This window comes from Paenibacillus sp. FSL R5-0519 (assembly GCF_037974275.1).
Lineage (GTDB): Bacteria > Bacillota > Bacilli > Paenibacillales > Paenibacillaceae > Paenibacillus.
Genome location: NZ_CP150234.1, coordinates 3,380,616 through 3,394,636, shown reverse-complemented (window position 1 = coordinate 3,394,636; position 14,021 = coordinate 3,380,616). Strand labels below are relative to the sequence as shown.

General features: G+C 44.5%; 10 protein-coding genes. 9 read left to right on the top strand and 1 reads right to left on the bottom strand.

The genetic code is table 11. The features are described from left to right. Window positions 1-19 precede the first annotated feature (19 nt). On the top strand, window positions 20-1,660 hold the full coding sequence (locus tag MKY73_RS15295; RefSeq protein ID WP_339302457.1) for an ABC transporter substrate-binding protein: 1,641 nt from the start codon (window positions 20-22) through the stop codon (window positions 1,658-1,660). A gap of 64 nt (window positions 1,661-1,724) precedes the next feature. Beyond that, entirely contained in the window at window positions 1,725-3,569 is a 1,845-nt protein-coding gene (locus MKY73_RS15290) for a beta-L-arabinofuranosidase domain-containing protein (protein ID WP_339302456.1), read from the top strand. Window positions 3,570-3,866: 297 nt separating this feature from the next. Here MKY73_RS15290 and MKY73_RS15285 read toward each other — a convergent pair whose 3' ends face one another. Continuing rightward, window positions 3,867-5,009: a glycosyl hydrolase family 8 gene (locus tag MKY73_RS15285; RefSeq protein ID WP_339302455.1), complete on the bottom strand. Its 1,143-nt coding sequence runs from the start codon at window positions 5,007-5,009 to the stop codon at window positions 3,867-3,869. Window positions 5,010-5,300: 291 nt separating this feature from the next. Here MKY73_RS15285 and MKY73_RS15280 point away from each other — a divergent pair, with 291 nt between their 5' ends. The 7 genes from MKY73_RS15280 to MKY73_RS15250 all read left to right on the top strand — a co-directional run bounded on the left by MKY73_RS15280 (window position 5,301) and on the right by MKY73_RS15250 (window position 13,921). Further along, entirely contained in the window at window positions 5,301-6,584 is a 1,284-nt protein-coding gene (locus MKY73_RS15280) for an SGNH/GDSL hydrolase family protein (protein WP_339302454.1), read from the top strand. A gap of 40 nt (window positions 6,585-6,624) precedes the next feature. Next, window positions 6,625-7,398 carry an alpha/beta hydrolase-fold protein gene (locus MKY73_RS15275; RefSeq protein WP_339302453.1) on the top strand — a complete coding sequence of 258 codons (774 nt, stop codon included), beginning with the start codon at window positions 6,625-6,627 and terminating at the stop codon, window positions 7,396-7,398. A gap of 73 nt (window positions 7,399-7,471) precedes the next feature. Next, window positions 7,472-8,107, top strand: a complete 636-nt coding sequence (locus tag MKY73_RS15270; protein ID WP_339242701.1) for a glycoside hydrolase family 11 protein — start codon at window positions 7,472-7,474, stop codon at window positions 8,105-8,107. 134 nt (window positions 8,108-8,241) lie between these two features. After that, window positions 8,242-9,081 (top strand): SUMF1/EgtB/PvdO family nonheme iron enzyme, encoded by an 840-nt coding sequence (locus MKY73_RS15265; protein ID WP_339302452.1) that lies wholly within the window; start codon window positions 8,242-8,244, stop codon window positions 9,079-9,081. Between the two features lie 383 nt (window positions 9,082-9,464). Next, window positions 9,465-10,580 carry a response regulator gene (locus MKY73_RS15260; protein WP_339302451.1) on the top strand — a complete coding sequence of 372 codons (1,116 nt, stop codon included), beginning with the start codon at window positions 9,465-9,467 and terminating at the stop codon, window positions 10,578-10,580. Between the two features lie 4 nt (window positions 10,581-10,584). Further along, the gene (locus MKY73_RS15255; protein ID WP_339302450.1) at window positions 10,585-12,366 is read left to right on the top strand and encodes a sensor histidine kinase; all 1,782 of its coding nucleotides are present in this window, start codon (window positions 10,585-10,587) and stop codon (window positions 12,364-12,366) included. 13 nt (window positions 12,367-12,379) lie between these two features. Further along, window positions 12,380-13,921: a response regulator gene (locus MKY73_RS15250; RefSeq protein WP_339302449.1), complete on the top strand. Its 1,542-nt coding sequence runs from the start codon at window positions 12,380-12,382 to the stop codon at window positions 13,919-13,921. The last annotated feature ends 100 nt before the right edge of the window (window positions 13,922-14,021 follow it).

The following is a 14,021-nucleotide window of genomic DNA, read 5'->3' as shown; positions in this document are numbered from 1 at the left end:
CATAAGGGAGAGGATTGTATTGAAGAAAACGGGTTTCATCATTCTTGCCTGTATGCTATTTACCTCGTTGGTTCTTGCCGGATGTTCCAGTTCTGAAAAGGGGAACGGAGAAGGCGGCGATTCGTCAGGCAAGACAGCCATTAATGTGTTTGCACACCAAGGCTCGGACACGAATCTGTCCACCAATAAATTCACGAAGAAAATGGAAGAGAAGTTTGATATCCAATTCAACTGGACTACGGTTCCATTCGATGGTGCAGCCGAGAAAAGACAGATTTCACTGGCTTCCGGCGATTATCCGGACTTGTATCTGTTAATCCCGTGGGTAGATCGGTTCTCCCAGACAGACTTGTTGAAGTTTGGCCAACAGGGGGTAATATTACCGCTGAATGATCTAATTGAGAAACATGCCCCGAATATTAAAAAAGTGCTTGAAAGCAATGACTATTATCGGGCCATGAATACCGCTCCAGATGGAAATATCTATGGTCTGACGGGTTTGAATGAATGTTTTCACTGTTCATACCCGAACAAGATGTGGGTCAACACCAAATGGATGGAACAATTAGGTTTGACCGAGCCTGCAACGACAGAAGAGTTTAAGGAAATGCTTCGGGCATTTAAAACCAAAGATCCAAACGGAAATGGTAAGGCAGATGAAGTGCCCCTAAGTGGTTCTACCGAGAATTTTGGGGTGCACATTATCCCTTATTTAATGAACGGTTTTATCTATGACGATGATCGGAATTATCTCATCGTTAACCAAGGGAAAGTGGAGACCGTTGCGAATAAGCCGGAGTGGAAAGAAGGACTTGCGTATATCAAATCCCTGTATGATGAAGGGCTGATCGATCCGGGGGCCTTTACGCAGAACGTGGGTGCTTTCAAAAAGATCGGTGATAATGCCGATGCACAGCTTCTCGGTGCAGGAGCAGCGATGCATCCATCGTTATTTGTAACCACTTCCGAAGGTTCACCTTACGGAAATGATTACAATCCCATCCCTCCACTGAAGGGACCGAATGCAACCTATGCTACGTATAACTATCCAATCGATCCCGGAGCGTCTTTTGTACTGACGAACAAGGCCAGCGAGGAAACACAGATTGCAGCCATTAAGCTGCTGGATTATTTCTACACCCAAGAAGGGACCATGGCATCTTATCTGGGAGAAGAGGGCACAAGCTGGCGTAAACCACAGGAAGGCGAAGTGGCGCTCAATGATCAGATAGAGCCGCTCTACAAAGCCATTCCGCTTCCTTCCGGAGAAGAACCTCGTAATGACAGTTGGGCAGCATTGAGTCAGTACAATCATCACCGTGCCTATCGTGACGCCGAAGTACAGGGCAAGGACATCTACGCCAATGACGGTTATGAACGGCGACTGTATGAGGCTACATTATTGATGGAAGGAAAAGAGCCAACGGACGTTTTCCCTCACTGGGCACTCTGGGTTGACCCGTCTCTGGCGGATGAAACAAGCATGATGCAGACTAATCTTAAAGACTATATCGATCAAAATGCGCTGCAATTCATTACGGGAGCGAAAAGTCTCGATAAGGATTGGGAAGATTATGTGAAAGGACTGGAGGGACTGAACATCAATCGTTATCTGGAAATCATGCAGTCTTCCTATGATGCTTCTTCTATTTCCAAATAGTTGAGGTGTCCCATTGCATGCATCAGGTGGAACAAATCAGATATACATTGAAACGAGGTGCCCTTTGTTTACCAACTTTAGCCTGAATGAAGTCAGGTTGACGAATGGAGATTTTGCTCATCGGCAGCAGCTTGTGCAAACCTATTTGATGTCATTCAACGTGGAACGGCTAGTACACACGTTCAGGCTAAATGCCGGAATGTCATCGTGCGCAGAACCGCTGAACGGCTGGGAAGCCGAAAATTGCGGCTTGAGAGGACATTTTACAGGGCACTTTCTATCGGCATGTGCCAAATTGGCTTTTGCCAATCAGCATCGGGCACTCACGGCAAAAGCCAACGAGATCGTGGATATTCTGGAATCCTGTGCACGTCCGGACGGCTATCTAAGCGCATTTGGGGAAGATCAGCTTGACCTGTTGGAAAGCGAGCATAGTCCAAAGGTCTGGGCACCGTACTATACCCTTCACAAAATAATGCAAGGACTTATCGACTGTCATATATATCTGGGGAATATGAAGGCTTTGCAGCTTGGAGTGAATATGGCCCATTATATATCAGGACGTTTTGCACAGCTCTCTTTTTGGCAAATCGATGGCATTCTCCGCTGCACAAGGCTGAATCCGGCGAATGAGTTCGGAGGAATGGGAGATGCCCTTTACTCACTCCATGAACTTACCGGAGATGCGAAAATACTGGAGCTTGCACATCTGTTCGACAGAGACTATTTTATAGATCCGCTTGTTAATGGTCAGGATATGCTTGCAGATTTGCATGCCAACACCCATCTTCCCATGATCATAGCAGCAATGCACCGTCATGAGATCACTGGCGAGAGCCAATGCAGAGAGGCAGCAATACATTTCTACAAATTTTTGAAAGGAAGAACATTTGCCAATGGCAATAACAGTTCAAAGGCTTTCGCTCCTGTCCGAGGCGGAGTTTCCGAGAAATCGGAACATTGGGGCCATTTCGGAAGATTGGAAGATGCACTGACAGGTGGAGAGAGTGAGAGCTGTTGTGCACACAACACCGAACGCATACTGGAGCAATTGCATTCATGGTCCGATGGAGTTGAATATCTGGAACATATGGAATTACTTAAATATAATGCCATATTGAATAGTGCCAGCAGTCAGACAGGGCTGTCTCAATACCACCAGCCAATGGGAAGCGGTGTAACCAAAAATTTCAGCAGTGCCTATGATTCCTTCTGGTGTTGTACGGGTTCCGGTATCGAGGCGATGAGCGAGCTGCAGAAAAACATCTGGTTCAGAAGCGGAAACAGATTGCTGTTAAATGCATTCATCTCGTCAACCGTAGAGTGGAGCGAGCACACCCGCATTGAGCAGTGCAGCAAATATCCCGATAAGCTTGTGTCTACCCTGGTGATCAAGACGGTAAGACCCGTGACATTGGCATTGTACCTGAAAGAGAAGTCTGTCGCAGCGGTGAAAATCAACGCCAGTGCCGCAGTTGTGCAACATAAGAATGGTTACATTGTCATTGAGCGAGAATTTCATGATCGGGATATCATCGAGATTGAGATTGATGCCAAGCTGCATCTGGTTCCACTGCAAGGTTCGGATAGCAAAGCCGCGATGATGTATGGTAACATTTTGCTGGCACAGCTGGGGGACTACAGAAGAGTGAAGGGAATGACGGCAGGCAATCTGCATGAGAAGATCGTCAGACTTCCCGTGGAGGAACTGGCATTCGTTGCAGAAAGTGAGCAAGGAGAAGTCCTGAACTTCATTCCACTGTTTCGGGTGGAAGAAACAAGGTACAGCGTTTACCTGGATCTGGGGAATGACGCTTCTCCTGTTCGACCATTCTCCGTGGCCGAGACGGGGAGCGCAGCTTATGAGTACGAGACAACCAGCAACCATGAAGACGCATTTAATTCCTAAAGAGACATGTCGTACAGTGAGAGAAATGATGATGTTGTTGCCTATATTGGCACATCCAAACGTTCCCGATTCGCAGTTAGCAGATGCGAGCCGGGAACGTTTTTGTGTGATAAGTCTCATGAGAGGATCTACATATCATTGCATCAGCTCGGGACGATGCAAATGCTCAAATTTATCTTAGAATTCTTTGCAGCGCCAGAAGATCCGCTTTCCGAGGGCGATGGTCGCTGAATTTAGCCTGGCCTCAACCATTGTTCAACGTCCGCAGGACAGGTGCAATGGCACGGACACATCCGCTTAGTACATGCGATATCTTCCGCTTAGAGCCAGCATGCTGAAAAAATACAGGCAATTGTCGTAATAACGCCGTTCTCCCTGACGCAGAGGCGTGTTCCAAAATTTGCGAACAAATGAGGCAGCATGCGGACCATCTGCAGCCAGTGAAGCCATGGCATTGGTAGCCAGCAAACCAACAGGATGCAGTGAAGGTTCGTCAAAAGGTTCACCCTCAATGGTATAACGACGATAATCACACATTTCAATATCACTAAAGAAGGACTGAATCCGATTGGATTGTTCGATCTGCCATGGATCCTTGCGGAACCATTCCCAGTCCAGCGCAATATTGGCAGCAGTACGATAGGCATCACTGTAAAAATGCCTGAAATCCCCATGTGGCTGTATTGGGGCAGGAGAGCCGTCAAAGTTCGCATATTCTGGTGAAAGTCCGGTGACGGGATGGCAGGCTGTATGCAGGTAAGACCGACTAGAGGTCGCCGCTTCTTTCCAAAAAGCCTGATCTTCTTCATCCGCATATTTCGCGAATAGTTCATAAAAATGAGGCAGATGGTAGGACGGATCGCTAAACGGTGTTTCCGGAATGAATTTGATCAGTTTTGTTTCGGGGTCCCACATGGGGTCACCCTCGCCGTCTTCACCTTGATGTATACAGGCACGAAGGATCTTGCGGGCTTGTGCCTTGTAATCATAAGGTTCAGCACCATCCCCCCAGCGGTTGGAGGCGAAAAACAGCGCCATGGCAAAAAACTCCTCGCCATCAGGAGCAGGTCCTTGCGAGAGACGGGTACCGTCAGGCTTGCAATGCCAAGCGAAGTAATCTTTGTATCGACCCTCGGTATGCTGCATGAACGTGTGGGAGAAATTCCAGAGTCGATCAAATTCGTCCTTCTTGTCCATCTGAACAGCCATCATCATGCCATAGGACATGCCCTCAGATCGAACATCGAAATTACCGGTATCCAGCAAATATCCCTTGTCCTCACCCATGGGGTAATATATTCGAGTATTTTCATCGCCATAAAACAGCGCGTTCCATGTTTCATCCAATCTGGTCGTAATCTCATTCTGATCGTAGCCTAGCTTCAAAAACAGATTCGTATACGTTCCCGTATCCAACGCGCCTTGACCTGTGATATTCATACGTTTCCTCCTTCATCAATGCGGTTTTTCAAAATTATAACATGGAAATAGTATACAAATTAAAGCGTTTACATGAAAAATTATAGGTGTTCTGATCCGCATGTTATTGTACTTAACTTTAAATGATATAGTGGTTGAAATCCTATACTTTGTCAGGTTGTTGTAAAATTATGTAAGAGATACACTTTGGGAGAAGGATCACACCTGATCTAATCATAATACAAGCTGTGGTCCTTTAAATGTGGTTTGAGGGATGATCAGAATCTAGCCGAAAGGATGTGATGGTGATTTATGCTCCGGGATTCAGAAGATGCAGGTGAAAACACGGAATTCACTGCACCGCGTGATCCAGTGGGAGTGACAGCTTCGTCAGTCAAGCCCGCAATTGACTTTGAATCACAAGGATATCGCGACATGATTGGCCGGTCTCTTCTGAACAAAGGGATTAATGTCAGATTAAAACGAGCCATTGAAAAGGCAAAAAACGGCGAACCTGTTGTTATTGCTTATATTGGAGGCTCCATTACCCAAGGTGCTGGTGCAATACCTATTCATCTTCAAAGTTACGCTTATCGGTCGTATGAATCGTTCAAGTTTATGTTTGCGCTTTCAAAAGATAGTCCGATTCATCTGATTAAAGCAGGCGTAGGTGGAACTCCTTCGGAATTGGGGATTGTACGTTATGATCGTGATGTGTCACGTGGAGGTACGGTTCAGCCGGATATTGTCATAATCGAATTCGCAGTTAATGACGCAGATGATGAAACTCAAGGGAATTGTTACGAGAGTCTGGTGCTCAAAGCACTTGCTGCCGATAACAAGCCAGCAGTCATCTTGTTATTCAGTGTATTTGAAAATGACTGGAATCTGCAGGATCGTCTCGCCCCGGTTGGCTGGCATTATGATCTGCCAATGGTAAGTGTGAAAGATGCTGTCGTAGATCAGTTCAACATGACAATAGATGAGGGTAACATTATTTCCAAAAAGCAATTTTTCCATGATATATATCATCCGACTAACACAGGGCATCGAATTATGGCCGATTGTTTGGAATATTTGTTCGATGTGACGAATCATTCTGAATGGGATGAGCAAGATCATGATAATAAAAAAGCTCCGCTAATTGGAGATGATTTTGTTCATGTGAAGCTGTTAGATCGGAAAAACGGCAATAACATTGCCCTTATCGATGAAGGCTCTTTTTGCAAAACGGACACGGATCTGCAGATGGCTGAGATGGATGCTCATGACTATGGTACACCCCAGTTCCCCAACAACTGGATGCGTTCGGGAGAGGGAAGAGGGTCTCAGAGCAGCTTCAAGATAAGCTTGCAGTGCAAACGCCTCATTCTGATCTTTAAGGATTCGGGTAGCGACGAATTCGGAACTGCAGATATCAGGGTAGATGGGGTATTGGTCCAAAAAGTCGATCCACGTAAGATCAACTGGACCCATTGCCATGCATTACTTCTGCTTAACGAAGAACAAGTTAGGGAGCACTCCATCGAGATCGACATGGCAGAAGGTCATGAACATAAATGCTTCACCATTCTGGGTTTTGGCTATGTGGATTAATTAAGACGGATAGTCATTCATATGTTCGGAGGAAAAGAGAATGAAATTGATCTCATCAGCAGTAACGGGATATGACCAATATCGGGAGAATATACCACGTGGAGTCATGGAGACGATAGAGTACCCTTCCAGGACGGTTGGCAATTCCCGTAAAGCGATGGTGTATACCCCACCAGAGTTTTCTTCGACAAGGAAGTATCCTGTATTTTTTCTTTTGCATGGGATTGGTGGAGACGAAGCCGAATGGCATACTCATGGTTCTCCCCAAATTATTCTTGATAATCTGTACAACGATAACTTGCTTGAGCCGATGGTTATTGTTTTCCCCAATGGTCGCGCAATGTCGAACGACCGGGCCGAAGGAGACTTGTTTGAACCTAAAAAAATCAAGGCATTTGAACGATTTGAATCCGATCTGCTTCACGATTTGATTCCTTACATGGAGTCGAATTATCCTGTTCATACAAGCCGGGATAAAAGGGCAATCGCTGGTTTATCCATGGGCGGAGGTCAATCCTTAAATATCGGATTAAGTAATCTGGATCATTTTGCATGGGTCGGCGCTTTCTCAGCAGCCCCGAACACCAGAGAGCCAGAGCTACTTGTCACCGATTTTACGAAAGCGCCTTCATTACTCTCGCTGTTGTGGATCTCTTGCGGTGAGCAGGACAATCTTATTGAGATCAGTCTTGGAGTTCACCGATATCTGGCACAACACGGAGTACCTCACATTTGGCATGAGGAAAGTGGGGGACATGATTGGCCTGTATGGAAGAACGATCTGTATCTGTTTTCGCAACGACTTTTCAAGTGAAATTTGCTGAAGATCATTCATATCGGATTGTAGTGTCAACCAAATCTATTAAAATATCAGGAGGTATCATTTTATGTTCAAATTCGGTAAAAAATTAATGACTGTTGTTCTTGCAGCTTCCATGAGTTTTGGTGTATTCGCAGCAACATCCAGTGCTGCAACAGATTATTGGCAAAATTGGACAGATGGTGGAGGAACGGTCAACGCCGTGAATGGATCTGGCGGGAATTACAGCGTGAATTGGCAAAATACCGGGAACTTTGTTGTCGGGAAAGGGTGGACATATGGCACACCTAATCGGGTAGTCAATTACAATGCCGGTGTGTTCGCTCCTTCAGGTAATGGCTATCTCACCTTCTATGGATGGACTAGAAACGCTTTAATTGAATATTACGTGGTGGATAGCTGGGGAACGTATCGTCCGACCGGAACGTATAAGGGCACGGTGAACAGTGATGGGGGCACATATGACATCTATACAACGATGAGATACAATGCACCTTCCATTGATGGTACGCAGACTTTCCCTCAGTATTGGAGTGTTAGACAGTCCAAGAGACCGACTGGTGTCAATTCTACCATTACGTTCAGCAATCATGTGAATGCGTGGGCGAGCAAAGGGATGTACCTTGGAAATAGTTGGTCCTATCAGGTAATGGCTACAGAGGGTTATCAAAGCAGCGGAAGTGCAAACGTAACGGTTTGGTAAAAATGATGTAATGTAATTCAACGTCTGCACTTGCATTTGATTTCAATTTTCCGAAAGCGTTGAGGAACCGTTATTCAGCAGATTAACGGACCTCGACGTTGCCGGATTCAAGCTTAACAAAGGAGAATAATTGAATGAGGAAGCTAGTATGGTTAACCTTAATTGCCATGGTTATTAGTCTGAGTGCTTGTTCAACCGGTAATTCTCAATTAAACGATCACATGGTTTTCGTCAAAGGAGGGGCTTTCAAGAGCAGTAAGTCGAGTTTTACTAATAAAAATGAAACGGTGGACTCCTTTTATATTGGCAAATATGAAGTGACTCAAAAAGAATGGATGGAAATTATGGGGGAAAACCCGTCTGGCTTCAAGGGAGATGATCTGCCCGTTGAAATGGTCAGCTGGTATGACGCAGTCGAATACTGCAATCAAAAAAGTATAAAAGAAAACCTGAAACCTTATTACAATATAGACAAGGACAATCTGGATACGAATAATCACAATGAAAACGACAATATCAAATGGAATGTAACAATCAACGAAGGTGCCAACGGTTACCGTTTACCTACAGAAGCAGAATGGGAGTACGCTGCAAGCGGAGGTCAAAAGAGCTTAGATTACACATACAGCGGAAGTAATAATCCGGATGAAGTTGCTTGGTACTGGATAAATGCCGGCGACAATATTCTGACAGGTGATTGGAGCTGGCCCGCTATTGAGAGTAATCGTAACCAAACCAAAAAAGTCGGAACTCAGAAGGCGAATGAGTTGGGAATCTATGATATGTCTGGGAATGTGAGAGAATGGTGCTGGGACTGGTTCAGCGATCCGGAGAGTCCAAAACAATCCTGGCGAGTAGTGAAAGGCGGAGGCTGGATTGGCGGTGTAAATAACAATGAAATAGCATTCCGAGGCAAATTTGATGCAAATGGTTTTGGGCCTGATCAAGGATTCCGTATTGTGCGCGGAGAATAAATTCTCTTGCCTGTTAGTGGATTACTTCTGATCTCGACCTATAATTTGTCGGGTGAAAACCTATAGTTTACCAGGTTGTTGCACAAAAATGTAAGCGTTACACTTGTATTGTCATTCCCGGCGCTTCGTTATAATCGGAGCGTTCTTATAATACGACTGATAGATACAATTCTAAGTTATCGATTAATAATGATTAGACTGGTGAAAATGTTATTTCTTATACAATTGCATACATCTTCAGATCCTGAAATTCTCCAAGTTGTGCGAGCAGACAACAATCCTGCTGTTGTTCTGCTGTTTAGCGTTTTCGGAACAAATGGAATCTACCCATAGATATAGATAAAATACATGCAGCTGATCACGGATAAAAGAGAGGTGAGCTAATGTACAAGGTCATTGTCGCGGATGATGAGCCGTTTATGCTAGAAGGATGGAGAACGATGATCGACTGGCGAGCTTGTGGATATGAACTCTGTGGGACGGCAACCGATGGGGAGGAAGCACTCGCTTTGTTCAACTCGGTTGAACCGGATCTTGTCGTCACTGATATTCAAATGCCTGTTATGGATGGTCTCGGTCTGATTCACACCTTGCGAGAAGATCTCGCTTATAACTCCAAAATCGTTATCGTTACAGGATACTCCGATTTTAACTATGCCAAGCAAGCGATACGGTATCAAGTCGATCAGTATGTGCTTAAACCTCTTGTTCCCGAGGAAATTCATCAAATTCTTATGGAAATGATTGAACCTCTGGACAAACGCAGAAATGAACGACAACAGCAGAATGAAATCCTGGTTACAGATGGAGCTTATGAAAATCATCTTCATGAATATCAATTAAGCGAAGAATATGATTTAGAGCAAATGTTGAACATCTCCAAAGAGATCTTGTCGCTGATTGAAGCAGGAAACACGTATTCCATCGATATTGCTGTGAGTGCATTGCTAGAGAAGAGTGAAAAAGCAGAAGTTTCGTTGGAATGGATACATCATGTCATCCGATATATCCATGGGGAGTTATTGCGGAAATATGGAAAAAGAGAGGTTTGCAGAGAAATACTATGTGAAAAAGAATGGCACGAGGCTGCGAGTTGGACTTCTGGCACATTACAAGACCTGTGTGTTCGACTGTCCGAGCAACTTTCCCAGTCTGAATCGAAGCAAAAATCGGGTACAGGAGGGCTTGTTGCAGAAGCGCTGAATGAATTGAAACAACACTATCGAAGTAAAATTAAATTACAAGATGTAGCTAATCGTATTCACGTGAATTCTGCCTATCTGGGTCAACAGTTCAAGCGGGAGATGGGAGTCAGTTTCAGTGACTATGTGCACCAGCTTCGTGTTGAGGAGGCCCGTAAACTCCTGCGACGTACCAATATGAAGATTACTGACATTGCATTCAGTCTGGGATATCATGATGCTGAATATTTCACCCAAAAATTCAGAGCACATACAGGGGAGCTTCCATCCGTCTACAAAAACAAAAATCAAGGGTGATCATATGCGTCATAAATTCTGGATGTTCCGTAAGGTTAATGATATTCCTCTCCGATCAAAATTTCTGCTTATTTATGTACTAAGTATTCTCCTTCCTGTAATAACGATTAATATCTTCTTCTATCAACGAACCTCTGCGGATATCAAAATTAGAGAACAGGAAAATCTGCGCAAATCCATCGACAGGGCTGCGGGGGAACTGCTTGGCATGATTGATGAGAGCGTTGCTCTTAGCCGTATTATTGCAGCAGACGATTCGCTCTACGAGGCATTGGATCGTACCTATTCTTCCCCCGTCGATTATTACAATGTGTATCATGCATTTCTGCGTGATAAATTAACACGGTATATGTCAGCGAATATTCTGGAGGTACGTATCTATACGGATAATGATACCATTCAGACGGGCAGTCATTATATTGTGATGAAAGACAAGAATGTACTTCCTGGATTGAAACAGCTGAAATCCACCAGTGGGGGCATTCTTGTTGTTGATTATGTTGAGCCGTCCGGATTTAACGCGGGAAGAAGGATCAGTGTGATTGGCAAAATGGATACCTATACTTCCTATGCCAATTACAACAAGTATTCCAAGATTGATCTGGAACTTAACCGGGTGTATAGCATTTTGAATCGTGAATCAGACAGTCTTCAGCTGCGTCTGGTCGATAGCAACAACCGTACTGTCGTTTCAAGCGGGGAATTCAGCGAAACCGCCATATCCAACCCGGATAACGAATCAATATCCAAGGATGCTGGCGATTCTGGTTATACACTCGAAAAGTCATTGGGCAATTTAGCGTACCTTAAGGGTTGGAAATTGATTGGCGTTGCCGATACGCGTCATCTTGATCACTTGTTGCAAGAAGCCTTCAAATCCATTCTGGGGTTATTGGCAATAAGTATAGTGGTCCCCTCTGTGTTGATTTACATTATTTTGCGTTCCTATCACTATCGGATTCGCAAGTTATCCAGACATATGGAGAAGGTTCGCAATGAACGATTCGATCTAATTGAAATTCAGGAAGGGCGCGACGAGATTGGCGGGCTGATTCGTACATTTAACATCATGATTGGTAAAATTCATACGTTGATTAATGACGTATATAAACTGGAAATCCGTCAAAAAGATCTGGAGTTGGATCAAGTAAGGACCGAATTGTCCATGCTCCAGAGTCAGATGAATCCCCATTTTTTATTTAACACTTTGAATGCCTTGCTGGTCGTTAGTACGAAAAATGGATATACAGAAGTCATTGAGATTATTAAAAGTCTGTCCATGCTGATGAGACAGTTGCTCAGTCATTCTGACAATCTGATTCCTTTGCAAGAAGAGCTGCAATTTACGAATCTGTATCTTCAGATTGAGAAGTTTCGCTTTGGAGAGCTGTTTGATTACACCTTTGAGGTTGACCCTGATGCAGCTTCGTTGCTGATTCCCCGAATGAGTATTCAACCGCTGGTTGAAAATGCCTGCAAACACGGCTTGCAGGCGCGAAAAAATGGCAGACAGATCAAGATAATGGCGAGACGAAATGCTTCTGAATTGGTAATTCAGGTGATCGATAATGGAATTGGCATGGATACAGGGAGACTAACCGAGCTTCTGAGAGATATTCGTTCTGAAAGACCCAGAAACGGTGAACATGTAGGACTGCGCAATGTCTACCGCAGGTTGGAACTCTTTTATGAAGGAAATGCGATATTCGATCTAAGCAGTGTACCGGGAGAGCAAACCATTGCAGGATACCGTATACCAATCTCCAGGCTGGAACAGAGGAAATAGGAGGTAAACTCTCATGTATAAAGTATTGCTAGTGGATGATGAACCGTATGCCATTGAAGGATTACAACTTCTGATCAATTGGGAAAAGCATGGATTTGAAATCAGAGGCGTGTGCGCCAATGGTGAGGAAGCCATTCGTATGATACAAGAAGATCAACCTGATCTCGTGGTGACAGACATTCGGATGCCTGTCATGAATGGGCTGGAACTTGTAGAAGAAGCACGACGATTGGAACATGAGTCTGTGCTGTTTGTCATCACGAGTGGATACAGTGACTTTAATTATGCCAGACAAGCCATTCGATTAGGTGTCTCCAACTATTTAACCAAACCCGTTGACAGTATGGAAGCAGAGGATATGCTGGTTCGTCTCCGTATGCAATTGCAGGAACGTGAAAATCAGGAGCGTATTCGGGAACATGCCAACGAGCAAAGGATCAAAGCGTTTTTGTCCGCATTGATAAAGGATAAGCAGACTATATCGGAGCAGGAGATGTCAGAGACCCTTCCTCGTTTGAACAAGTCCAATTGGGCATACCTGCGGATAGCTTTTCAGGGAGATATTCAGGAAGCCTGTTTAGTAGCTGAACAAATGGCTGACGCAACAACTTGTTGTTATGTGTTAGATAGAACAAGAGACTCAATGGGACTGGTATGGGGTGAAGAAGTGAATGATAGCGGGGGGACTTCTGAAGCAGTTAAAGCTTTTGCCCAGCGTTTGATGAGCAACATGCAAAATAACGGCTGCGAAGATATTCATATCGCGGTTGGTTCAACGGTGAACAAACTGGAGCTTTTATCTGAATCCTTCTGCTCCGCTCAGGAAGTTGGGCGTTATTTGTTTTTTAATCAAAAGCGCCTGTTGTCTGCCGAAGAAATTCAGATGGAGAATTGGCAGTTTGATCCGGAAACACTGTCAGAGGTGGACCATATTAGCGAGTTGCTTGAGAACGGTTCTGTAGAGGAACTCTCAAGCTGTATTCGTAGTGCCTTTGAACTGTTTATACAGATGAAGGCTGCGCCAGAGATTGTACATATTTTCTCTACCCATATTATATTCCGTGGACTGTCCTTGTGTAGAGAATTAGGAGGAGAATCTAATGCTCTAATGAATGAATTGGCAAGCGGTATCCTGGAGAAGGGCCAACGAAATATAGAAAAGGTTGCTAAAAATTTGGAACATTTCTGCTTGCAATGCAAGTCAGAACTGGCTATTTTCCGGGAAAGGCAACTTGGCGGCATTCAGGCAACGGTTGCTGAATATGTGCAGATGCATTACAGAGAGACGTTTACGATCCAGGAACTCGCAGAACGATTCTACGTGAACCCAGTCCATTTAGGGCAGTCCTTTTTGCGAAAGTACGGCAAAGGTGTAATCGAGGTAGTACATGATCTGCGAATGGAAGAAGCGAAACATCTCCTTCAGCATACTACTCAGACATCAAGTGCGATCGCAGAGCAGGTAGGGTACCGCAGTTACCAGCATTTTCTAAGACACTTCGAAAAACGTACGGCTATGAAACCTTTAGAATACAGACAAAAGTATGTGAATTGAGACTTGAAAAAGAAGAACCTCTCCCGAATAAGACCTGCAATTACAGGGGGGTGGACCTTAAATATATATATTTTGAAACCGCATACATTTCTTCATACTA

Excerpts from the sequence above, each read along its gene's own strand:
- MKY73_RS15285 (WP_339302455.1), bottom strand. The coding sequence starts at position 5,009 with ATGAATATCACAGGTCAAGGCGCGTTGGATACGGGAACGTATACGAAT.
- MKY73_RS15280 (WP_339302454.1), top strand. The coding sequence starts at position 5,301 with ATGCTCCGGGATTCAGAAGATGCAGGTGAAAACACGGAATTCACTGCA.
- MKY73_RS15275 (WP_339302453.1), top strand. The coding sequence starts at position 6,625 with ATGAAATTGATCTCATCAGCAGTAACGGGATATGACCAATATCGGGAG.
- MKY73_RS15270 (WP_339242701.1), top strand. The coding sequence starts at position 7,472 with ATGTTCAAATTCGGTAAAAAATTAATGACTGTTGTTCTTGCAGCTTCC.
- MKY73_RS15265 (WP_339302452.1), top strand. The coding sequence starts at position 8,242 with ATGAGGAAGCTAGTATGGTTAACCTTAATTGCCATGGTTATTAGTCTG.
- MKY73_RS15260 (WP_339302451.1), top strand. The coding sequence starts at position 9,465 with ATGTACAAGGTCATTGTCGCGGATGATGAGCCGTTTATGCTAGAAGGA.
- MKY73_RS15255 (WP_339302450.1), top strand. The coding sequence starts at position 10,585 with ATGCGTCATAAATTCTGGATGTTCCGTAAGGTTAATGATATTCCTCTC.
- MKY73_RS15250 (WP_339302449.1), top strand. The coding sequence starts at position 12,380 with ATGTATAAAGTATTGCTAGTGGATGATGAACCGTATGCCATTGAAGGA.